This is a genomic window from Streptomyces griseus (assembly GCF_900460065.1).
In the GTDB taxonomy this organism is placed as follows: Bacteria; Actinomycetota; Actinomycetes; order Streptomycetales; family Streptomycetaceae; genus Streptomyces; species Streptomyces griseus.
Genome location: NZ_UAVD01000033.1, coordinates 163,607 through 185,739, shown reverse-complemented (window position 1 = coordinate 185,739; position 22,133 = coordinate 163,607). Strand labels below are relative to the sequence as shown.

Sequence of the window (22,133 nt, the reverse complement as noted above, 5' to 3'; positions counted from 1 at the left end):
GACGGTATGTCAGCCGATCGAGAAGCGTGTCGCGGCTTCGGCGGGAGTCCCCCTTGACGGTGCCCGGAAACGTCGTGGAGAACGCGCGCGCCCGCGGAGCGCGGTGGACCGGTGTCGGCGCCCCGGTCCAGAACCGGGGCACAGGCGGAAACGCCGCCCGTCACCCGCTCCCACCCCACGACGGCAAGGAGGGGCCGGACGGGGGGCCCGGGCGGTGCAGCGAGCGTACGTCGACCCCAGCCGCGGACGGGGACGGACTCAGGACCGGCGAACCAGCGGGCGAACGGCGGCAGATGGTCCTCGGTGCCGCCCGCGGAAAGCTCGCCGGCTCGCCCCGGCTTCTGTCACCGCCGCACGCGCGGCATCCCCAGCCCGATCCACGAGATGATCTCCCGCTGGATCTCGTTGTTCCCGCCGCCGAAGGTGAAGATCACGGCCGACCGGTAGCCCCGTTCCAGTTCGCCGTGGAGCACGGCGCCGACCGATCCCTCCTTGAGCGCGCCTCCGGAGCCGACGATCTCCATCAGCCAGGCGTACGCGTCCCGGCGGGCCTCGGAGCCGTAGACCTTGACCGCCGAGGCGTCCTGCGGGGTGAGGGTGCCGTCCTGGAGGGCGGCGACCATCTGCCAGTTGAGCAGTTTCATGGCGTCCAGGCGGGTGTGGGTGCGGGCCAGCAGGGCGCGGACCCAGCCGAGGTCGATGACGCGGCGGCCGTCGGCGAGCTTGGTGTCGGCTGCCCAGCGCTGGACGTCGTGCAGGGCGCGGACCGCCATCGTGCCGTGGGCGGCGAGGGTGACGCGCTCGTGGTTGAGCTGGTTGGTGATGAGCCGCCAGCCCTTGTTCTCCTCGCCGACGCGACGGGAGACGGGGACCCTGATGTTCTCGTAGTAGCTCGCGGTCGTGTCGTGCGAGGCGAGGGTGTTGATCAGGGTGCAGGAGTAGCCCGGGTCGCTCGTGGGGACGAGGAGCATGGTGATGCCCTTGTGGGGCGGGGCATCGGGGTCGGTCCGCGCGGCGAGCCAGACCCAGTCCGCTGTGTCGCCGTTGGTGGTCCAGATCTTCTGGCCGTTGACGACGTACTCGTCCCCGTCGCGGACCGCGCGGGTCTTCAGGGCGGCGAGGTCGGTGCCGGCGTCCGGTTCGCTGTAGCCGATCGCGAAGTCGATCTCCCCGGCCAGGATGCCGGGCAGGAAGTGGGCCTTCTGCTCGTCGGTGCCGTACCGCATGATCGTGGGCCCGACGGTGTTCAGCGCCATCAGCGGCAGCGGTACGCCGGCCTGGGCGGCCTCGTCGAAGAAGATGAACTGCTCCATCGGGGTCAGCCCCCGGCCGCCGTACTCCTTCGGCCAGCCGACGCCCAGCCAGCCGTCGGCGCCGAGCCTGCGGACCGTGTCGCGGTAGAAACGCTTCTGGGCGGCGGGCTCCGCGTAGCGGGCGTAGGCGTTGTCGGGCACCAGGGTCGCGAAGTAGGTGCGCAGTTCGGTCCGCAGCCGCTGCTGCTCAGGCGTGTATTCGAGGTGCACGGCCCCTCCAGAGTCTCGCTTCGGCGTCGTCCGTGTGCGGCGGCGCACACAGTAGAACCTGTTGCAAGAATCTGGAAGGGCCGACGGCGGGGCGCTTCGCTGTCAGCGCTTGACGGCGCGCAGCACCACGAACTTCGGGTCGCCCGCGACCGTGGTGCAGTTCCCGAAGATCCGGCGCAGGTGCGTGTGGTAGGAGAGGTGCCGGTTGCCCACCACCCAGAGCTCGCCGCCCCGGCGCAGGGCGGTCTTCGCCCCGGCGAACATCGTGCGGGCCGTAGCGTCGGTGGTCGCCAGGTGCGAGTGGAACGGCGGGTTGTTCAGCACCAGGTCCACGCTGCCGGGGTCGAGATCGGCGAGACCGTCACCGACCAGGAAGTCGGCCTTCGCACCGGCCGGAGCACCGGCCCGGAAGGTCTCCTCGGCGGAGGCGACCGCCCCGTAGGACTCGTCGACGAAGGTGAGATGCGCGTCGGGGTTGGCGACGGCGGCGGAGAGTCCGAGGACTCCGTTGCCGCAGCCCAGGTCGACGACCCGGACCGCCCCGGACCGGGTGGGCAGGTGCTTCAGGAAGAAGCGGGTGCCGATGTCGAGGCGCTCCGCGCAGAAGATCCCGGCGTGGTTGACCGCGGTCAGGCCCGCGACCGGGCCCACGTCCGCGGGCAGCTCGTAGCGGTAGGGCCACGGGCTCAGCGTACGGGGCAGGGCGGGGTCCGGGGTGGAGAAGATGAGCCGCGCCTTGCGCACCGCGAGAGAGGTGCGGGTCGGGCCGATGATCCGCTCGAAGATCTTGAGCGTGGAGGTGTGGATCTCCTTGACCATGCCGGTGCCGATGACCACGGTGCCGGAGTGGACGGCGGGGGCGAGGCGGTGGAGCTGGTCCTCCAGGAACGCCAGGGACTTGGGGACCCGGACGAGCAGGACGTCGATCCGGTCCGGCGGGGTGTCGCGCGAGGACAGCAGCCGGACCGCGTCCTCGTCGATGCCGTTCCTGGCGAGGTTGGCGAGGGTCGCGCGCCGGGCCAGGTAGGAGTCGCTGATCTGGACCGGGCGGTGTGCGGCCAGTGCGGTGGCGAGCGCCCCCCACCGGTCCCCCACGACCGCGACCGTCCCCGAGAGGTCGACCGGGCCCGTCCCGGGGTCCGTCAGCTGCTGGAGCAGGTAGTCGTCGGCGGCGTCCCAGGCGCGGAAGGGGTCGCGCGGGTGCTCGGGGAAGCGGGCGAGCTCGAAAGCGCCCTGTGAGGTCGTGAAACGGTTCATATGGCATTCAGGCTAGCCGAGGGAGCCGGGGGCGCCCCACACGCTCCCCGGCTCCCCCGGCCGCCTCCACCTCGGTGTACGGCTCCGCGCGCCCGCCCATTGGGGCGCCCGGCAGGGTCCGCCGGGCGGTCAGGGCAGCTGTTTGTCGATGGCCGACCGCCCCTCGGCGGCCAGTTTGCGCCGTGCCCACTCCAGATTCTCCGGCGTCACGTCCCGCCCGGAGGCGAGCACCAGGTCCTCCGCGCTCGGCCGGTCGCTCGCGCCCGTGTGCAGGAGCCGGTCGGGTGTGATGCCCTCCGGCCCGGACACGGGCGCGGATACGGATTCGGACTCTTCGCTCATGCCGCCTCCTCGTCCTTGCGGCAATTCTCGCGCCGCACGGACCCGGCCGCATCCGATGAGCCCGCGCACGCCTACCCGGGAGGGTGAATCAGGCCTTGGCGCGCCCGGGCAGTGGGCAGGAGAGGGAGATCGTTGCCCCACTCCCCGAGGTGGTACCCATGCTCCACGGCGTCGACGTCAGCGCCTATCAGCCCTCCTACGACACGGACGGTCTCGACTTCGTCTTCGTCAAGTCCACCGAAGGCCGCAGCTATGTCAATCCGCGCTTGGAGGCGCAGGTGAAGCGGGCCCGGGACGCCGAGTGCGTCGTCGGTTTCTACCACTTCCTCTGGCCGGGGAACGTGGGGGACCAGGTGGACTACTTCCTGGGCAAGACCCCCGAGAAGGCGGGCGATCTGCTCGCGGTCGACTGGGAGCAGACCGGCGGCGGGACGCGGGCGAGCAACGGCGACAAGGACCGGTTCATCCGCGCGGTGAAGAAGAAACGCCCCGACCACCGGGTCCTGCTCTACTGCAACCGCACCTTCTGGCTCGACCACGACACCACCGACTACGCGGGCGACGGGCTGTGGATCGCCGACTACGGCAAGGCGGGCAAGCCGCGCATCGAGGCGGACTGGCGCATCCACCAGTACACCGACGATCCGCTCGACCGGAACGTGGCCGACTTCGCCTCGGTCCGCGCCCTGCGCGAGTGGGCGGCCGGATAGCGCGTTCGGAACGCGCGCCCGCCCGGCTGCTCCGGGCGGGTGCGAGGACCGCAAGAGCGGGTGCTCGGACATACGCCGACGGAATCAGGCCCCGTTGGCGCCGTCACCGCACGGCCTCCGCGGGTTGCGGTGGAGTCTCTTACCGCGGCCGTGTACCGCCGCTGATTCCACGGAGGGAGCTCGCGAGGGAGGCCGCCCCATCGGTGTGCCGGCGCTCGACCCGGTGCTCGCCGAGGTGGTGAGGGAGCACTCCGGCCCCTGCCCCGTCGCCCGGACCCGGCATCGACGAGAGCCCGCGGCCGACGGGAAAGCAGGGGGCCACGCAGGTCCCCCACCCTCCACATGTTCAGGGAGGCAAGATTCGGAGGGGAACCATGCACGCCCGGAACCGCGCAGAAACCCATGAGGCCGAGGAAGGCCGTCCACCGGCCGGCCGGCCCGTCGACCCGGTCGCACCGCCGCTCGTCGCCCTCCAGCGCAGCGTCGGCAACGCGGCGGTCGTCCGGATGCTCCGCAGAGCCGGGCACTCGGAGACCGGGGCAGAACACCAGCAGGGCGACGAACGCGACCTGCGGCCGGCCGGGCACGCCGTTCAGCGCTCCACCGTCCAGGACGTCCTGCGTACCCCGGGGCGTCCGCTCGACCAGGACACCCGCACCGAGATGGGGCGCCGGCTGGGCGCGGACTTCTCGGACGTCCGGATCCACACGGACGCGGCCGCGCGCGCCTCGGCGGTGGAGGTGGGCGCCCGCGCCTACACCTCCGGCCACCACGTCGTCATCGGCGCCGGCGGAGATGACGAGCACACCCTCGCCCACGAACTCACCCACGTCATCCAGCAGCGCCGGGGTCCCGTCGACGGGACCGACGACGGCACCGGGCTGAAGGTCTCCGACCCCTCGGACCGCTTCGAACGCGACGCCGAGGCCAACGCCACCCGCGCCATGCGGCGCTCCCTGCCCTCCGCGGCTCGGACCGAGGGCAGGGACGAGGGTGAGGCCGCGGACGGCGTCCGTACCGGCGTACCGGTGCAGCGCACGTCGGAGGAGGAGCGTCAGGCCGTCGCGGCGCTCGCCGAGACCGCGCGCGGCCGCACCGAGCCGTGGGAGCGCGAGACGTTCACATCCCACGACCCGGAGATCGGCGCGGAGCAGACCGGTTTCCACATCGCCGGCGTCCAGGCACCCACGGACAAGGTGACGGGCGAGGACGCGGCGTGGTCGGCTGTCGATCTGGAGGAGAAGAAGAAGCTCCTGGGCGAGGCGATGGACCTCGCGTTCCTGGAATGGAGCGAGCGGTACGACCCCGAGCACGTGTACGTCTTCGCCGCGCCGGAGTACTACTTCAGCGGCCGGGGCACCCACTTCCTGAGCGAGGACCAGGCTGCCGGCGTGGACGAGTGGCTCGCCGCCCGGCTGACGGGTCTGCCCAGCAACTACCTGGTGGTGCCGGGAACCGTCGGCCGCAGGCGCGCCCTCGGCGGGCCCGCAGCGGACCAGGCGCGCGTCGACCAGCGGACGGGCCGCGAGTTGCTCAAGAGCCAGTCGCAGGCCGAGGACAACGACTACGCCCAGATCATGGTGGAGGAGCTGGAGCAGGTCTGGGAGCAGGGCCCCGACCTCGACGGGTCGGACGACGTGACCGTGTTCGACAACTACGCGCCCGTCTTCCAGGGCGGCCAGGGGCCGAGGAGCTACACGAAACGTTTCGAGGCACCGAGGTACGGCGGAGCTCCGGACCGTTCGGACGAGGAAAGAAAGCAGGGCTTCTTCGCCATCGGGAAGGAGAAGTTCACGACCACGGTGAAGGACGTTGAGGTCAAGCTCGAAATCTGCTCGGACAACACCGCGGACAGCCTCCGGACCGAACCGTACGAAGGCGTCCACATCCTGGTGGCGGCGAACTTCGGCGACGCGGGGGGCAACAAGGCCGGCATGCACGGGGACGCCTTCGTCGTGGCCGACGCGGGACACTCCCAGATCTTCGAGTCCGACAGTCCGGTTCCCCAGCTGGAGAACATCCCAGATCGTCGGTACCACGCTTTCGAGAAGCGGACGATGACGCGCAAGGACGCGGAGGCGACCAGCCGGAAAGGCCCGGTCTCACTCAACTTCTACCGCACGGCGATCCGCAGGCCCGCCGAGTAGCCGCCGCCCGCGTCCGGAACCAGGGAATGGAGTGAGAGATGTCGGCGCCACCGACCCGGAGCGACGGGGCCCACCCGCCCGGGTGCGTGATCGGCCTGTTCTGGGTGGAGCGGGACAGGGTCTGCCTGGGTTCGCCTCCCATCGACGAGGATCCCGGTGTCTTCCTCTCGCCGACCCGGCTCTCGGTCGGCGAGGGTGTCCGGCGGCAGTCGTGGTCCTGGGCCGACCTGACGGACGTGCGGGTTCGGGATGTTCCGGTCCGCTCGTCCGCGGCCCGGTGGCCGACCCGGGTGACGAGTGTCGTCGCCGCGGCGCTGAACGCCTGGGGTCCGCAGGGCCCGACGATGATGACCGCGGTGGTGTGCGCCCGGGACGGGAGGCGCGTCGAGACGCCGGTCTTCGCCGGCGCGGCCACCGCGTACACCCGGCGAGAGGTCGACCTCTCGCTCGGCCCCCTCTCCCACTTCGTGCGGGGCGGCGCCGCACCGGACCTGCTGACGCGGTGGTGGGACGAGAACCAGCCGTCCGACGTCCTGCACTCACGCGAGCGCGAGAGGGTCCTCGAAAGCTGGACGGCACCGCTGATGTGACGCCCCCACACGCGCCGGTACCCCCTACGCCCATGCAGCGGCAGCGTGTTGGCCGATGGACGGGGGCGGAACGCACCGCGCGCCCCACTTGACCCGTACGCCCCCGGTGGCCCAGGGCCACCGGGGGCGTGCGGCGTCCGCACGGTGCCCGGCGGACGAATTCTTGACCTGCACATGATAGGTACACCGTGTTCACACGTGCGACCCGGTGCGTGTGCCAGGCTCCCGTGACCACCTACCGCACGGCCGTCGCGCGCGCTCCCCCACCCAGGGGCCTCGTCGCGACGCCCGCGTTCCGGAGAGGACACCCCACATGTCCCGTCGTCACTCGTTCTACGCGCGTCCACTGCTCGCCGCGGTGGCAGCCGTCACCGTGCTGGCCGGCACCGCGGCCGCGGCCCCGTCGGACGCCCCGCCCGGCCGTTACACCGCCACGGCGGCGGTCCTCGACGACACCTACTACCAGGACGCGCTCGGCAAGACCGGCGCCGAGCTGAAGTCCGCCCTGCACACGATCATCAGCGACCAGACCAAGCTCTCCTACAGCCAGGTGTGGGACGCCCTCAAGGCCACCGACGAGGATCCCGCCAACTCCTCCAACGTCGTCCTGCTGTACACCGGGCGCTCCCAGTCCAAGGACGACAACGGCGGCAACTCGGGCCAGTGGAACCGGGAGCACGTCTGGGCCAAGTCGCACGGCGACTTCGGCACCGCGACGGGCCCGGGCACCGACATCCACCACCTGCGGCCCACCGACGTCCAGGTCAACTCCACACGCGGGAACAAGGACTTCGACAACGGAGGGAGCGAACTGAGCGATGCCCCGGGCAACTTCACCGACAGCGACTCCTTCGAGCCCCGCGACGAGGTCAAGGGCGACGTCGCCCGCATGATCCTCTACATGGCGGTGCGCTACGAGGGCAACGACTCCTTCGCCGACCTCGAACCCAACGACCAGGTGAACAACGGGTCGGCGCCGAAGATGGGCAAGCTGTCCGTCCTGAAGCAGTGGAGCCAGGAAGACCCGCCGGACACCTTCGAGAAGCGCCGCAACGACGTCATATTCGAACAGTTCCAGCACAACCGGAACCCGTTCATCGACCACCCGGAGTGGGTCGGCGCCATCTGGTAGTCCGCCCCAACCGGCGCTACCGGCTCAGTCCTCCCCCGCCAGGGCCTGCGCGCAGCCTTCGACGGCGCCCTCACGGGTGGCGTAGCGCGGCAGGTCCTGGCCGGTCCTCTCCCGCACGAGGTCGGCCGGGCCCAGCAGATCGTTCGGATCGACCACCGCGGCGCGCCGCCCGTCGCCGACGAGCCGGGCGAGCCCGGTGTGCAGCATCGCCCGGGCCACGGAGTCGACGGACGTGACGTCGTGCAGGTCGAGGACGACCGACCCCCCGCCCGGCCCGGACTCGTCCAGGGCGTACAGCACGCGCTCCGCGGCGGTGAAGTCGATGGACCCCTGGGCCACGACGACGCCGACCTGTTCGTGGAGGACCCGTTCGTGCCCGGCCGAGGGCGCCGACGGCAGGTCGTCCGCGGTCGTGACGAGGGTGACGGTGGAGCCGGGGAGCGCGGGGTTGAGCATGAGGTGGAGCCCGTAGCGGTCCGACATCGCCTCCAGTGCCGCGTGGCCGCGCACCGATCCGCCGGTGGCGTCCAGGGGCGGGCTGTAGGTCGCCACGCCGAAGCGGGCCGGGCCCACCGCGATGAGGCCGCCCGACACCCCGCTCTTGGCGGGAAGGCCGACGCGCAGCAGCCAGTCGCCGGAGCCGTCGTACATGCCGCAGGTCGCCATGACGGCGAGCACCCGGGCGGCGACCTCGGCGGAGACCACCCTCTCCCGGGTCACCGGGTTCACGCCGCCGTAGGCCAGGGTGGCCGCCATCGTGGCGAGATCGACGGCGGTGACGCGGATCGCGCACTGGCGGAAGTAGCGGTCGACCGCCAGGACCGGGTCGACGGGCATGGTGCCGGTGGAGCGGATCAGGTAAGCCAGCGCCCGGTTGCGGTCCCCGGTCACCGACTCGGAGCTGAACACCTCCTCGTCGACGTCCAGTTCGCGCCCGGCGAAGCAGCCGAGGCAGCGCAGGATCCGGTCGAAGGCGGGATCGTCCGGGGTGTCGGGGATCAGGGCGGTGGTGACGATCGCCCCGGCGTTGACCATGGCGTTGGCGGGCCTACCCGTACCGGGTTCGAGGCTGATGGCGTTGAACGCCTCGCCGCTCGGCTCGGCGCCGACCCAGCGGCTCACCTCGTCGAGGCCGAGCAGGGAGAGCGCGAGGGCGTAGACGAACGGTTTGGAGACCGACTGGAGGGTGAAGGGCACCTCGGCCTCGCCCGCGACGTAGCGGTGTCCGTCCATGCTCACCAGCGCGAGACCGAAGGCGTCCGGGTCGGCGAGGGCCAGCTGGGGGATGTAGTCGGCCGGCCGGCCCTCCCGTACGCCGACGAACCGGTCGCGCAGGCTCTGGAGGGAGTCGGTCACCGCGTCCGCGGCACTCACCGCCCGCCCCTCAGCCGCGCTCGGCCTGGGCGACCCGGGGGAAGGTCTTCACCCCGGCGGCCTTGCGGCTGTTGGCCTGGACGGTGACGGTCCGGTCGGGCGGGGCGTCCTCGACGCCGACGACGACGGTGTCGAGGACCTTGTCCTCGGCGTCGACGAACTCCACCTTCACCGCGAAGAACGTGGCCTCGTCGGTGGGGTTGGTGACCCGGACGAGCGCGCTGCGCACCTCCTCGGACGCGGTCATCGGCAGTCCGTTGACCGAGACGTCGCCCACGGCGTTGCCCCGGCCCTCGACCTCCGCCAGCCGCTTCGCCGCCTCCTGCCGTACGCGTTCGGACTCGGCGGACACCGAGGCGGCGAAGCTCTCCTGGGTCCGCGGGCTCGGCGCCTCCGAAGGCGATTCCGCCGGCTCGGGCGTGAGGGTGTGGACACCCTGGTCGGTGCCCTCACCGCTGGTGTCGGAGTCGCAGGCCGCCGTGACGGCGCACAGCAGGGCCGCGACGGCGACGGGAGCCAGGGCGCGTACGGCTCGGCGCGCGGGGAGGTTCGCTTTCACGGACGGTCCGTCCAATCCGGGTGAGGGGGGCGGGAGGGGGGAAGGGCTGTGCGCGGGTCAGACCGTCTCGTCGCCGAAGATGTCGCGGAGCTTCGCCTCGCGCTCGGTGTCCAGGTTGCTGTGGAGGAGTTCGGCGCCGTCGCCGGGCAGTTGTGCGCTGATCCGCTCGGGCACCTCGTTCATGGTCAGCAGGAACAGCGCCGACGTACCCGGCGTCACCTTCTCCTTGACCTCGGCGATGAAGTCGTCGTCGATGCCGACGTCCGCGAGCTTCCCGCCGAGCGCCCCGGCGGCGGCCCCGATCGCCGCGCCCAGCAGCGGCATGAGGAAGATCAGGCCGAAAAGCATGCCCCAGAAGGTCCCGCTGAGGGCCCCTGCGCCGACGAGGTTCAGCAACTGCTTCGTGCGCGGTTTGGCCCGGTCGGCGGGCCAGCTGACCACCGCCGCGTCGAGGATCTTGATCAGCCCTTCCTTCTGGAGGGACTTCAGCGCCTCCTCGACGCTCTCCGCGCCTTCGGCCGTCCGGAACTTCCACACCGTGAGCGTGGACATCGCGCAACCTCCCGCACTTCAAGGGCAACAACTCGCTCATATTAGGATCAAAAGGTATGAATTGACTCGTCGAAGCATCCGCTTCATACGGGAGCGGGTTCTAGCCCCGGGAGGGAACGATGGATACGGACGCCCTGACCGCCGACCTGTTGCGGGAGCTGCGGGCGACCCGGCCCTATCCGGCCCTGTCCCTGACCATGCCGACCCACCGCACGGCCCCGGACAACGCCCAGGACCCGGTCCGCCTGCGGAACCTGGTCGCCGAGGCAGGGCACCGCCTCGAAGCCGATCCGCAGGTCAGCCGCGAGGTCCGGGCCGCCCTCGTGCACCAGCTGGAGCGGGCGGCGGCCGAGGTGGACCCCCGCGCGGCGATGGACTCCCTGGTGCTCCTCGCCACCACCGACGAGTACTGGATCTGGCAGCTTCCGCGCACCGCACCCGAACGGGTGGTGCTCAGCGACACCTACCTCACCCGCAACCTCGTCGCCGCCAGGGCCCAGACCCGGCCCTTCCGGGCGCTGACGGTCGCCGCCGACCACGCGACCCTGTGGATCGGCACGGCCGACGGCATCCGCCGGGAGGAGGTGGGCGGCTTCCCGCTGACCGCGCCGAAGGAACCGCCGAACCCGCAGCGCGAGGAGCGGATCGGGGACACCCCGAGCACCTTCAGCGACGAGGAGACGCGGAACTTCTTCCGCGATGTCGACGAGAAGCTGCGCACCGTGCTGGCCGACGACCCGCGCCCCCTGTATCTGATGGGCCTCGCCCCGGCCCTGGCCCTGCTGGACGAGGTCGGCGAGAGCTCCGGATCCGCCGTCGGACGGGTCACCAAGGGCGCTCCGGCCGACCTGTCGCCCGCCGAGGTGCTCAAGGAGTTGCGGCCCGCCCTCGACGAGGGCGCACACCGGGCGGCGGCCGAGGTGGAGACCAGGCTCGACAACGCCCGCAGCGCCCACTCCTTCGCCGGCGGGCTCGACGAGGTGTGGGCCGCCGTCCGCGAGGGCCGGGCGGGGCTGGTCGCGGTGGAGGAGCACTTCCAGACGGCCGTCAGGGTGACCGATGAGCACCTGGAGCCGGTGCCCGAGGGGAGCACGCAGAGCGCGGACGGGACGATCCGCGAGGACATCGTCGACGAACTGGTCGAGGCCGCGCTGGACAGCGGCGCCGATGTGGTCTTCGTCGAGGACGGTTCGCTGGCGGACCACGGCCGGATCGCGGCGGCGCTGCGCTACTGACCGGAGTGCCGGGCCGGAGTGCGGGTCGGTGGCGCCGGGCCGGAGTGCGGGCCGGTGGCGCCGCCGGTCGCCTCGCCAGAACGGGTACGGAGCGCCGGTCCGCGGCGCTGTCGGGGCCTTCCCCCGTCAGCCCAGGCGGCGGACCGGCTGCCCGTCGAGGAACGCCCTGATGTCCTCCACGGCCTGGCCGTAGTAGGTCGCGTAGTTGGCGCGCGACACATAGCCCAGGTGGGGGGTGGCCAGCAGGCCCGGCGCCGTGCGGACCGGGTGGCCGGCCGGGAGCGGCTCGATGTCGAACACGTCGGTCGCGGCCCCGGCGATGACTCCGGCGTCCAGGGCGGCGAGCAGGGCGTCGGTGTCGACGAGCGCCGCCCTGGAGGTGTTGACCAGGTACGCGGTCGGGCGCATCAGGGCGAGTTCGGCCGCGCCGATCAGGCCCCGGGTCCTCTCACCGAGCGCCAGGTGGACGGAGACGAAGTCGCTGGAGGCCAGCAGTTCCTCCTTGGAGGCCGCCCGCGCGGCCCCGGCCTCGTGGGCACGTTCCTCCGTGAGGTTCTGACTCCATGCCAGGACGTCCATGCCGAAGGCGAGACCCACCCGGGCCACCCGGCCGCCGATCTTCCCGAGTCCCAGCAGCCCGAGCGTCCGCCCGTGCAGATCGGCGCCGAGGGTGGACTGCCAGGGGCCGCCCGTGCGCAGGGCCTGGGCCTCGGGGACGATGCCCCGCGCCAGGCCGAGGAGCAGCGCCCAGGTCAGCTCGACGGGCGGGGTGGAGGAGCTGGCGGTGCCGCAGACGACGACGTCGTGCCGTCGCGCGGCGTCGAGGTCGATGACGGAGTTGCGCATGCCGGAGGCGACGAGGAGCCGTAGCCGGGGCAGCCGGGCGAACAGCTCCGCCGGGAACGGAACCCGCTCGCGCAGGGTGACCACGAGGTCGAAGTCGGCGAGGGCCGCCGCCGCCTCGTCCTCGGTGGCGAGGTGCTCGGTGAAGGTCACGACCTCGACCTCGTCGGTCACGGGTGACCAGTCGACGACGGTGGTGGCGACGGACTGGAAGTCCTCGATCACGGCACAGCGCAGCTTCATGGCGGCCTCTCCGACGGGTCTCGGTTCGCCGCCCATGATCGCTCATCGCTCCGAGGGCCGGAACCGGGGCCCGGTGGGCGGTGCCGTCAGCCGCCCCATGTCCAGTCGACGACCTCCGGCAGGTCCGTGCCGTGTTCGCGGATCCACGCGTGGTGGCGGGTGCGGGCGTCCGCCATCTCCTGGCGTACGGCGACGGCGCGGACGCCGAGACCGGGCACCCGGTCGATGACGTCCATGACCAGCCGGTAGCGGTCGAGGTCGTTGCGGACGACCATGTCGAACGGCGTGGTCGTGGTGCCCTCCTCCTTGTAGCCGCGCACATGGAGGTGGGCGTGGCCGTGGCGGCGGTAGGCGAGCCGGTGGATCAGCCACGGGTAGCCGTGGTAGGCGAAGATCACCGGCCTGTCGCGGGTGAACAGGGCGTCGTACTCGGCGTCCGGCATGCCGTGCGGATGCTCGGTGTCGGGCATCATGCGGGCGATGTCGACCACGTTGACCACACGCAGGGCGAGCTCCGGGAGGTGGCGCCGGATCAGGTCCGCCGCTGCCAGGGTCTCCTGCGTGGGTACGTCCCCGGCGCAGGCGAGGACCACGTCCGGTTCCCGGCTCCCGTCCTCGGTCCCGGCCCACTCCCAGGCCCCGGCCCCGCGCGCGCAGTGGCCTCGGGCCTCCCGCGGTGTGAGCCAGTCGAAGGTCGGCTGTTTGCCGGCCACGATCACGTTGACGTAGTCCCGGCTGCGCAGCACGTGGTCGGCGACGGAGAGCAGGGTGTTGGAGTCCGGTGGGAGGTAGACGCGGACGACCTCGGGGCTCTTGTTGAGGATGTGGTCGACGAAGCCGGGGTCCTGGTGCGAGAAGCCGTTGTGGTCCTGGCGCCAGACATGTGAGGTGAGCAGGTAGTTGAGCGAGGCGATGGGCCGCCGCCAGGGCAGCCGCCGCGAGGTGCGCAGCCATTTGATGTGCTGGTTGACCATGGAGTCGACGATGTGGGCGAACGCCTCGTAGCTGGAGAAGAGTCCGTGCCGTCCGGTGAGGAGGTACCCCTCCAGCCAGCCCTGGCAGAGGTGTTCGGAGAGCACCTCCATCACCCGGCCGTCGTGGGCGAGGTGTTCGTCGGTGGGCAGGGTGCCGGCCTGCCAGGCCTTGCCGGTGGCCCGGTAGAGGGCGTCCAGCCGGTTGGAGGCGGTCTCGTCGGGGCCGACGACGCGGAAGTCCCTGCGGTCCGCGGTGGCGGCCATGACGCTCTCCAGGAGGCCGCCGAGCACCTTGGTCGGTTCGTGGAGGGTGGTGCCGGGCCGGTCGACCCGTACGGCGTGGTCCGCCGGGTCGGGCAGCGGGAGGTCGCGCAGGAGCAGCCCGCCGTTGGCGTACGGGGTGGAGCCGAGGCGGGCCGCTCCCTCGGGGACGCGGGCGAGGACCCGTTCGGTGGGGCGGCCGTCGGCGTCGAAGAGTTCGGCGGGCCGGTAGGAGCGCAGCCAGGCCTCCAGTTGCCGCAGGTGTTCCGGGTTCTCGCGGACGCCGGGGAGCGGGACCTGGTGGGAGCGCCAGGTGTTCTCGACGGGGACTCCGTCGACCTCCTCGGGTCCGGTCCAGCCCTTGGGGGTGCGCAGCACGATCATGGGCCAGTCGGGGCGCTCGGTCGCGCTGTCCTCGCGGGCGGCCCGCTGGTAGGCGCCGATCCGGTCCAGGGCGGTGTCCAGGGCGGCGGCGAGTGCCCGGTGGACGGTGGCCGGGTCGTCGCCCGTGACGAACAGGGGTCGTGGCCGTAGCCGCGCAGCAGCCGGTCGAGCTCGTCCTCGGGGATGCGGGCGAGGACCGTCGGGTTGGCGATCTTGTAGCCGTTGAGGTGGAGGATGGGCAGGACGGCCCCGTCGTGGACCGGGTCGAGGAATTTGTTTCCGTGCCAGGAGGCGGCGAGCGGCCCCGTCTCGGCCTCGCCGTCGCCGATCACGCAGGCCACCACGAGGTCCGGGTGGTCGAAGGCGGCTCCGTAGGCGTGGGCCAGGGAGTAGCCGAGTTCGCCGCCCTCGTGGATGGAGCCGGGCGTCTCGGGGGCGACGTGGCTGGGCACGCCGCCGGGGAACGAGAACTGTTTGAACAGCAGTCCCATGCCCTCGGCGTCCCGGCCGACGTCCGGGTAGGTCTCGGAGTAGCTGCCCTCCAGCCAGGAATTGGCGAGGACGGCCGGTCCCCCGTGGCCGGGCCCCCACACGCACAGGGCGTTCAGGTCGCGGTCCTTGATCACCCGGTTGAGGTGGGTGTGGACGAGATTGAGCCCCGGCGAGGTGCCCCAGTGGCCGAGCAGCCGCGGCTTGATGTCCTCGGGGACGAGCGGCCGGGTCAGCAGGGGGTTGGCCATGAGGTAGATCTGGCCGACCGCGAGGTAGTTGGCCGCGCGCCAGTGCGCGTCGAGCGCGGAGAGTTCGTCGTCGGAGAGCACGGGGGGATCGGAGGGGGTGCGGGTGTCGCTCACGGAGCGGTCTCCTCGTCGGGTGTCGGGCGCACACGGGGGCGGGGGATGTCAGGACGCCTCGGGCCCGTACCAGAGCGTGGTGGCGTTGCAGAACTCGCGGATGCCGTGTCCGGCCAGCTCACGGCCGTAGCCGGAGCGCTTGATCCCGCCGAAGGGCAGGGCCGGGTGCGAGGCGGTCATCCCGTTGAAGAAGACGCCGCCGGCCTCCAGGTCGCGGGCGCAGCGCTCCTGTTCGCCGGGGTCGCGGGTCCAGACGTTGGAGCTGAGGCCGAAAGGGGTGTCGTTGGCCAGGTGGATCGCCTCGTCGAGGTCGGCGACCCGGTAGAGGGTGGCGACCGGGCCGAAGGTCTCCTCGCGGTGGACGCGCATGGCGGTGGTGACGGAGGCGAGGACGGTGGGCTCGTAGAACCAGCCGTTCTCCAGGCCGCCGCCGAGCTTGTCGGGGCGGCGTCCGCCGCACAGTGCCTCGGCCCCGCGCCCGAGGGCGTCGTCGACGAGTTCCTCCAGGTCGGTGCGGCCCTGTTCGCTGGAGAGCGGTCCGATGTCGGTGCCCTCCTCCAGCGGGTCGCCGACGGTCAGGGCGCGCATGCCCGCGGTGAAGCGCTCGGCGAACGCGTCATAGACGTCGGCGTGCACGATGAAGCGCTTGGCGGCGATGCAGGACTGGCCGTTGTTCTGGACGCGGGCGGTGACGGCGGTGGCGGCGGCCTTCGCCACGTCGGCCGAGGGCAGGACCAGGTAGGGGTCGCTGCCGCCGAGTTCCAGCACGGTCTTCTTGATCTCGTCGCCCGCGGTGGCGGCGACGGCACGGCCGGCGGGTTCGCTGCCGGTGAGGGTGGCGGCGGCGACGCGCGGGTCGCGGAGGACCGCCTCTACGGCGCCCGATCCGATCAGGAGGGTACGGAAGCAGCCGGCGGGGAAACCCGCGCGGTGGAAGAGGTCTTCCAGGTAGAGGGCGGTCTGGGGCACGTTCGACGCGTGCTTGAGAAGTCCGACGTTGCCCGCCATCAGGGCGGGTGCGGCGAAGCGCACCACCTGCCAGAGCGGGAAGTTCCACGGCATCACGGCGAGGACGACGCCGAGCGGGCGGTAGCGGACCAGCGCGCGGGAGGCGCCGGAGTCCCGCGCGTCGTCGGGGTCCGGGTGTTCGTCGGCGAGCAGCCCCTCGGCGCGGTCGGCGTACCAGCGCATCGCCTTCGCGCACTTGGCGGCCTCCGCGCGGGCGGCCGTGACGGGTTTGCCCATCTCGAGGGTCATCGTGCGGGCGATGGCGTCGCGGTCCTCGTCGAGGAGGTCGGCGGCCCGGTTCAGCCAGGCGGCCCGCTGTTCGAAGGGGGTGGTGCGGTACTGGCGGAAGGTCTCCGCGGCGGCGGCGATCCTGCGTTCGGTCTCGTCCTCGCCGAGGGCGTCGAAAGACCTGATCAGTTCGCCGTTCGCGGGGTTGACCGTCGCGATGGGCATGGCAGTGGCCTCCTTGCATGGGTACTCCGACCGTGCCGCGCCGCACCGGTCCGTGCGACGTGGCTCCCCCTCCCCCGCGCGTACCCGGCCTGCGCGGATCATGCGTGCCGGGGCACGTTCCGCGTCGGCCGGGGTTCGCTGTCCGCCCTGCGGGGCGGTTACACGAGCGCCACCCGGGGAGCGCGGCGGGCGGTGCGGACGCCGGGCAGCGGGGCGTTGGGGAGCAGGCCCGCGGGCAGCGGCGCCTCGGCGTAGCGGGTGAACCAGACCACCTTGCCGTCCGTGGTCCGGCAGGTGCCCCAGCTGTCGCTCAGGGCCATGACCCGGCTCAGCCCGCCGCCGGCCGGCAGCAGCCGGGGCATCCGGGAACTGCCGTCCGCGACGGAGGCGGTCACGTGCCGCCCGGTCCAGCGGAGTTCGAGGAGACAGGTGTCGCCGTCGCCGACATGCCGGTGGACGTTGGTCAGGAGCTCGTCCAGGGCCCGGCACACCGGCCGGACGTGCAGGTCGAGACTCCAGTGACGAAGGTGCGCGGCGACGATCCGCCGCACCTGGGAAACGCGCTCTGCCGACACCTGCAGTTCGACCGAGTAGTGCCGGTCGAGTGGAACGGTCATCGTCGAGGCTCCTCACCACGAGGCCCACGCGCCTTCACCCCGTCGTACTTTCACCCCGTCGTACGAGCGACCCCCGGACACGGATCGTGAGCACTGATCACTTCTGGGTCACTCATCAGGGTGCGCCGGGTACGCCGGACGCGCAACAGCTGGCCCTTCCTTGCTGGTGGGAGAGGTGTCCGGGCGCGGTGTCCGGGCGCCGGTGGGTCACAGCAGGTAGGGCAGCAAGGTGTCCGGGGTGAGGGGCAGTTCGCGCAGCCGGGCGCCGGTGGCGTGGCGGACCGCGTTGCCGATGGCGGCGGCGGTGCCGACGATCCCGATCTCGCCGATGCCCTTGCTGCCCATCGGGTTGAGGTGGCGGTCGTCCTCCTCGATCCAGTGGGCCTGGATGTCGGCGGTGTCGGCGCAGACGGGCACGTGGTAGGAGGCGAGGTCCTTGGCGGTGAAGTCGCCGAAGGCGGGGTCGATGCCGCAGCCCTCGGTGAGGGCCATGCCGATGCCCATCACCATGCCGCCGGTGAACTGCGAGCGGGCGGTGCGCGCGTTGAGGATCCGCCCGGCGGCGTACACGCCGAGCAGTCTGCGGACGCGCACCTCGCCGGTGACGGCGTCGACGGCGGTCTCGGCGAAGTGCGCGCCGAAGGCGTGCCGGGCGTACGGGGGCTCCTCGGCGGTCTCCTGCTCGGTGTCGGCGGTGGCGGTGATCCCCTCGGCGGGGAGCGGCCCGGACTGCTCGGCGAGGCGGGCGGCGAGGTCGGCGGCGGCCTTGTGCACGGCCCAGCCCCAGGAGGCGGTGCCGGAGGAGCCGCCGGCCAGCGGGGCGGCGGGCAGGTCGGTGGAGCCGATGTCGACCTGGACGGCCTCCGGGGCGACGCCGAGCGCGTCGGCGGCGATCTGGGCCAGGACGGTGCGGGCCCCGGTGCCGATGTCGGTGGCGTTGACCCGGATGCGCAGGGCGCCGTCCGGGGCGGCGTGGGCAGTCGCCGTGGACCGGGAGACGAGGACGGGGTACGTCGCCGAGGCCACGCCCGTACCGATGAGCCAGCGGCCCTCCTGGCGGGCGGCGGGGCGGGGGTCGCGGTCGTGCCAGCCGAACCGGGCCGCACCGTCGCGCAGACAGGCGGCGAGGCCGCGGCTGCTGAAGGGGAGACCGCTGTCAGGTTCGGTCTCCGGTTCGTTGCGCAGCCTCAGCTCCACGGGGTCCAGGCCGAGCGCGGAGGCCAGTTCGTCCATGGCGGACTCCAGGGCGTACATCCCGGAGGCCTCCCCCGGGGCGCGCATCCAGGAAGGGCTGGGGACGTCGAGGGCGACCACCCGGTGGCCGGTGCGGCTGTTCGGCGAGGCGTACATGACGCGGGCGGGCACGGCGGCCTGCTCGACGAACTCCTTCACGGTGGAGGTCTGGGTGACCACCTCGTGGCTGACGGCGGTGAGCACGCCGTCGAGGTCCGCGCCGAGCCGGACTCGCTGGATCGTGGGGGCGCGGTGTCCGACGACCTCGGGGAGCTGGGCCCTGGGGAGGACGAGCTTGACGGGACGTCCGGTGTGCCGGGCGGCCATGGCGGCCAGAATCCCCTGGGGGCGGGTGGTGCCCTTCGAGCCGAAGCCCCCGCCGACGTGCTCGGAGACCACGGTGACCGCGTCCGGGGCCAGGCCGAAGGCCTGGGCCAGGCTCTCGCGGACCTTGGTGGAGCCCTGGCTGGAGTCGTGGACGGTGAGGCGCCCCTCGGCCCACACGGCGGTGGCGGCGTGCGGCTCCATGGGGTGGTTGTGCAGCGCGCCCATCCGGTATGTGGCGTCGATCTGGACGGGCGAAGCGGCCAGGGCCCGTTCGGCGTCGCCGCGGACCCGGACGGCGGGTGCGCCGGCGTTGGCCTCCTCGGGTGTGTAGAGGCCGGGGTGGTCGTCGGTGAGGGTCACGTCGTGCTCGTCGCGCGCGTACTCGACGTGGAGCTCCCCGGCCCCTGTCCGGGCGGCCTCCAGGGACTCCGCGATGACGAGGGCGATCGGCCAGCCGTGGTGCGGGACCCGGTCGTCCTGGAGCACGGCGAGGATCGGGTCGTCGGGCTCCTGGAGGCGAGGCGCGTTGTCGTGGGTGAGGACGGTGTGGACGCCGGGTACGGCGAGGGCGTCGACGGCCCGTACGGCGGTGACGCGTCCGGCCGCGACGGCGGCCGGGACGGTCCAGGCGTACAGGCAGCCGGAGGGCGCGCGGTCGGCCGCGTAGCGGGCGGTGCCGGTGACCTTCTCCCGGGCCTCTCTGCGGACGACGGGCGCACCGGGGAACTGCGGGGCTTGCGTGGTCATGGCGGGGATCCTCGGGGGTCGTTGGTGCGGGAGGGCGGCCGGTGTCCGCGGGGCAGCCGGGACGGCGAGGTCATCCGGTCCGGACGGGGGCGGCCCGCCCGGACCGGGCTCAGGGGGACGGCGGGGGGCGGCGTCGGCGGAGACCGCCGGGTCAGCCGGTCCGGGTCGGCTGCCGCTCGGTGAGTTCGCCGAGCACGTCGAGGGCGAGGCGACGGGCGAGGTCCACCTTGAACGCGTTGTCGCGCAGCGGACGCGCCTCGGCGAGCTCGGCGATCAGGGCGTGCTGGAAGGCGGCGGGGGTGGCCGGGGCGTCGCGCAGTTCGGCCTCGGCCCTGCGGGCTCGCCACGGCCGGTGGGCGACACCGCCGAACGCGAGCGTGACGTGTTCCACCCGTCCGGCCGCCACCCGGAGCGTGGCGGCGACGGAGACGAGCGCGAAGGCGAAACTGGCGCGGTCGCGGGCCTTGCGGTAGCGGGAGGCGGCCCCGGGCGCGGGCGGCGGGAGCACCACCTCGGTGATCAGTTCGCCAGGCCGGATCACGGTGTCCTGGTCGGGGTTCTCCCCCGGCAGGCGGTGGAACTCGGTGAGGGGGACGGCCCGTTCGCCCTCGGGCCCCAGGAGCACCACGGTGGCGTCGAGCGCGGCCAGCGCCACGGCCATGTCGGACGGGTTGGTGGCCACGCACTCCGGTGAGTGCCCGAGGATCGCGAGGTCGCGGTGGGTGCCCGCGCGTGCGGGGCAGCCGGAGCCGGGGAGCCGTTTGTTGCAGGGCTTGGAGACGTCCTGGAAGTAGCGGCACCGGGTGCGCTGGAGCAGGTTGCCGCCGGTGGTGGCGGAGTTGCGGAGTTGTCCGGAGGCCCCGGCCAGCAGCGCCTGGGACAGCACGGGATAGCGCTCCGTCACCTCGGGGTGGGCGGCCAGGTCGCTGTTGCGCACGGTGGCGCCGATGCCCAGGCCGCCGTCGGCCGTCCGGGTCACACGGTCCAGCGGCAGCCCGGAGACGTCGACGAGGACCCGGGGCGTCTCCACGCCGAGTTTCATCAGGTCCACCAGGTTGGTGCCGCCGCCGAGGAAACGGGCGCCGGCGCCCTCGGCGCACAGCCGGACGGCCTCGTCGGTGGAGGCGGGGCGCACATAGCCGAACGGTTTCACTCGATCACGTCCTCGATGGCTTCGACGATCCGGGGGTAGGCCCCGCACCGGCAGAGGTTGCCGCTCATCCGCTCGCGGATCTCGTCCGCGTCGAGCGCGACGGGACCGGCCGGTCCGGCGGCGGTGTCCGGTCCGGTGACGTGCGAGGGGTGTCCGTCGGCGGCCTCGCGGAGCATGCCCACGGCCGAGCAGATCTGGCCCGGGGTGCAGAAGCCGCACTGGAGGGCGTCCCGCTCGACGAACGCCCGCTGCACCGGGTGCAGGCTCTCGCCGTCGGCGAGCCCCTCCACGGTGGTGATCGTGGCGCCGTCCTGGGCTACGGCGAGCAGCAGGCAGCTGTTGACCCGCCGCCCGTCGACGAGGACCGTGCAGGCCCCGCACTGGCCGTGGTCGCAGCCCTTCTTGGCCCCGGTGAGCTCGAAGCTCTCCCGCAGCGTCTCCAGGACCGTGGTGCGGTGGTCGACGGTCAGGGTCGTCGGATCACCGTTGACGTGCAGGGTCACGGTGGAGTGTTCGTCGACGACCGGTTCCGGTTCGAGGTCGGCCCCCAGAGCAAGGGAATCCATGCGCGCGCCTTTCGCTTCGCCGCGGGGTGGGTCACCCCGGTCGTGGTGTCGTCCGTGCCGTCAGCGGCTCTCCAGCCGCAGCCTGACCTCCTGCTCCTGGTCTCCGGCGGCCGTGCCGACGACGCTCACCGCGAAGGCGCCGGCGAGGTGGGTCCGCAGCCGGTCGACGGCCCGGTAGCCGCCCTGGGCCTCCACCGTGACCGGTTCGGTGAGGCGGGCCGGGGTGGCGGCCGCCCGCGGTTGCGACACGTCCACGGTGGTGACCCAGACGGTCGGGCGGGGGCCCGAGGCCCGCACGGGGGTCTCGCCCATCGGGTGGTCCGAGGCGAAGGCGGTGGCGAGCACGTCGAACACGGTCCGCGCGTCCCGTGAGTCGCAGCGGCTGAGCGAGACCACCACCTCCCGGTCCGCCGGATGATCCTCGCCGCTCTGTTCGGGGGTGCTGTTCACCGTGACTCCTTCCGCTGACGTGCCGGCCCTGGGGACCACTCCAGGCTGACCCCGCGTCCGGCCGACGGCGACACGGGAAGCGTCGAAAAGAGGGCTTGGGCTCCCGGAGGACGGGCAGGAGGGCGGTCCTGACCCACGGTCTTGAAACGCGTTTCCCCTGAGATACCCATAAAACATGAATTGCTGTGAATAGCTGACTGATGCCCTTCTCCCGGGGTATGCGCATTGCATGGATGTTCAGAACGCAGTCAACGCGGCCGAGGTGTCGGCCGGGGTCCCGCACGCGGCGAGTTCGGGGGCCCTCGGGGCCGTCCTGCCCATCGTGGCGCTGGCCGTCGTCGCCCTGCTGATCGGCGGCTTCATCCTCAGCAAGCGCAAGCACGACGCCGAGCCACCGCCGCCCCGGCCCGAGGAGCAGCCTCAGAAGCCGGAGGGGCGCACCCACGTCGAACAGCACGACCCGCACGCCTCCGACCGGTTCCCCGCGGACGGCCACGCCCTGTCCCCGTACGAGCTCAAGGACCACGGCAACGGTCCGCTGCCGCCCGACGAGGAGCAGCCGCGCGGCTGACCGGGCCCGCGTTGCGGGACCGGGCGGG

18 protein-coding genes and 3 pseudogenes are annotated in these 22,133 nt (G+C 72.5%); 6 read left to right on the top strand and 15 right to left on the bottom strand.

The features are described 5' to 3' along the window. Positions 1 to 344 precede the first annotated feature (344 nt). The 3 genes from DTB53_RS25165 to DTB53_RS25155 form a co-directional block, all read right to left on the bottom strand. Positions 345 to 1,523 carry an acyl-CoA dehydrogenase family protein gene (locus DTB53_RS25165; protein ID WP_012382205.1) on the bottom strand — a complete coding sequence of 393 codons (1,179 nt, stop codon included), beginning with the start codon at positions 1,521 to 1,523 and terminating at the stop codon, positions 345 to 347. 102 nt (positions 1,524 to 1,625) lie between these two features. Beyond that, the gene (locus DTB53_RS25160) at positions 1,626 to 2,780 is read right to left on the bottom strand and encodes a methyltransferase (RefSeq protein ID WP_012382204.1); all 1,155 of its coding nucleotides are present in this window, start codon (positions 2,778 to 2,780) and stop codon (positions 1,626 to 1,628) included. 129 nt (positions 2,781 to 2,909) lie between these two features. Beyond that, a complete protein-coding gene (locus DTB53_RS25155; protein WP_003971091.1) occupies positions 2,910 to 3,122 on the bottom strand; it encodes a hypothetical protein in 213 nt (70 codons plus the stop codon). Between the two features lie 158 nt (positions 3,123 to 3,280). Between DTB53_RS25155 and DTB53_RS25150 the strand changes: the two genes are divergently transcribed. From DTB53_RS25150 to DTB53_RS25135, 4 genes are all read left to right on the top strand, one after another. Then, on the top strand, positions 3,281 to 3,832 hold the full coding sequence (locus tag DTB53_RS25150) for a GH25 family lysozyme (RefSeq protein WP_003971090.1): 552 nt from the start codon (positions 3,281 to 3,283) through the stop codon (positions 3,830 to 3,832). Positions 3,833 to 4,206: 374 nt separating this feature from the next. Beyond that, the gene (locus DTB53_RS25145; protein ID WP_012382202.1) at positions 4,207 to 5,979 is read left to right on the top strand and encodes an eCIS core domain-containing protein; all 1,773 of its coding nucleotides are present in this window, start codon (positions 4,207 to 4,209) and stop codon (positions 5,977 to 5,979) included. A 38-nt stretch (positions 5,980 to 6,017) separates the two neighbouring features. Then, a complete protein-coding gene (locus tag DTB53_RS25140) occupies positions 6,018 to 6,569 on the top strand; it encodes a hypothetical protein (protein ID WP_012382201.1) in 552 nt (183 codons plus the stop codon). A 313-nt stretch (positions 6,570 to 6,882) separates the two neighbouring features. Then, positions 6,883 to 7,701, top strand: coding sequence for an endonuclease I family protein (locus tag DTB53_RS25135; protein WP_012382200.1), 819 nt, complete (start codon positions 6,883 to 6,885; stop codon positions 7,699 to 7,701). Between the two features lie 24 nt (positions 7,702 to 7,725). Here the strand turns inward: DTB53_RS25135 and glsA are convergent, their stop codons facing one another. From glsA to DTB53_RS25120, 3 genes are read right to left on the bottom strand one after another with little or no spacing between them, the layout of a single operon-like run. Beyond that, on the bottom strand, positions 7,726 to 9,075 hold the full coding sequence (gene glsA, locus DTB53_RS25130) for a glutaminase A (protein ID WP_012382199.1): 1,350 nt from the start codon (positions 9,073 to 9,075) through the stop codon (positions 7,726 to 7,728). Positions 9,076 to 9,085: 10 nt separating this feature from the next. Further along, positions 9,086 to 9,634, bottom strand: a complete 549-nt coding sequence (locus tag DTB53_RS25125) for a hypothetical protein (RefSeq protein WP_012382198.1) — start codon at positions 9,632 to 9,634, stop codon at positions 9,086 to 9,088. Between the two features lie 57 nt (positions 9,635 to 9,691). Beyond that, a complete protein-coding gene (locus DTB53_RS25120) occupies positions 9,692 to 10,186 on the bottom strand; it encodes a DUF1269 domain-containing protein (protein WP_012382197.1) in 495 nt (164 codons plus the stop codon). Positions 10,187 to 10,305: 119 nt separating this feature from the next. Between DTB53_RS25120 and DTB53_RS25115 the strand changes: the two genes are divergently transcribed. Next, the gene (locus DTB53_RS25115; RefSeq protein WP_012382196.1) at positions 10,306 to 11,421 is read left to right on the top strand and encodes a baeRF3 domain-containing protein; all 1,116 of its coding nucleotides are present in this window, start codon (positions 10,306 to 10,308) and stop codon (positions 11,419 to 11,421) included. Between the two features lie 126 nt (positions 11,422 to 11,547). On the opposite strand, the gene DTB53_RS25110 is transcribed toward DTB53_RS25115, so the two are convergent. From DTB53_RS25110 to DTB53_RS25075, 9 genes and pseudogenes are all read right to left on the bottom strand, one after another. Beyond that, positions 11,548 to 12,507 (bottom strand): D-2-hydroxyacid dehydrogenase family protein, encoded by a 960-nt coding sequence (locus tag DTB53_RS25110; protein ID WP_012382195.1) that lies wholly within the window; start codon positions 12,505 to 12,507, stop codon positions 11,548 to 11,550. Between the two features lie 86 nt (positions 12,508 to 12,593). After that, a pseudogene (locus DTB53_RS25105) lies at positions 12,594 to 14,980 on the bottom strand (phosphoketolase family protein). A 48-nt stretch (positions 14,981 to 15,028) separates the two neighbouring features. Further along, positions 15,029 to 16,441 (bottom strand): NADP-dependent succinic semialdehyde dehydrogenase, encoded by a 1,413-nt coding sequence (locus tag DTB53_RS25100; protein ID WP_003971080.1) that lies wholly within the window; start codon positions 16,439 to 16,441, stop codon positions 15,029 to 15,031. A 158-nt stretch (positions 16,442 to 16,599) separates the two neighbouring features. After that, complete coding sequence (locus DTB53_RS25095) at positions 16,600 to 17,058, bottom strand: ATP-binding protein (RefSeq protein WP_012382193.1); 459 nt, start codon at positions 17,056 to 17,058, stop codon at positions 16,600 to 16,602. A 207-nt stretch (positions 17,059 to 17,265) separates the two neighbouring features. Then, positions 17,266 to 18,150, bottom strand: a pseudogene (locus tag DTB53_RS38130) (xanthine dehydrogenase family protein molybdopterin-binding subunit); the annotation flags it as partial. 96 nt (positions 18,151 to 18,246) lie between these two features. Next, positions 18,247 to 19,365, bottom strand: a pseudogene (locus DTB53_RS38125) (xanthine dehydrogenase family protein molybdopterin-binding subunit); the annotation flags it as partial. 151 nt (positions 19,366 to 19,516) lie between these two features. Continuing rightward, entirely contained in the window at positions 19,517 to 20,518 is a 1,002-nt protein-coding gene (locus DTB53_RS25085) for an FAD binding domain-containing protein (RefSeq protein ID WP_012382191.1), read from the bottom strand. After that, entirely contained in the window at positions 20,515 to 21,084 is a 570-nt protein-coding gene (locus DTB53_RS25080) for a 2Fe-2S iron-sulfur cluster-binding protein (RefSeq protein WP_012382190.1), read from the bottom strand. The genes DTB53_RS25085 and DTB53_RS25080 overlap by 4 nt, the downstream gene beginning before the upstream one ends. Before the next feature lie 60 nt (positions 21,085 to 21,144). After that, positions 21,145 to 21,534, bottom strand: coding sequence for a hypothetical protein (locus DTB53_RS25075; protein ID WP_012382189.1), 390 nt, complete (start codon positions 21,532 to 21,534; stop codon positions 21,145 to 21,147). Between the two features lie 229 nt (positions 21,535 to 21,763). Between DTB53_RS25075 and DTB53_RS25070 the strand changes: the two genes are divergently transcribed. After that, positions 21,764 to 22,105 (top strand): DUF6479 family protein, encoded by a 342-nt coding sequence (locus tag DTB53_RS25070; RefSeq protein WP_012382188.1) that lies wholly within the window; start codon positions 21,764 to 21,766, stop codon positions 22,103 to 22,105. The last annotated feature ends 28 nt before the right edge of the window (positions 22,106 to 22,133 follow it).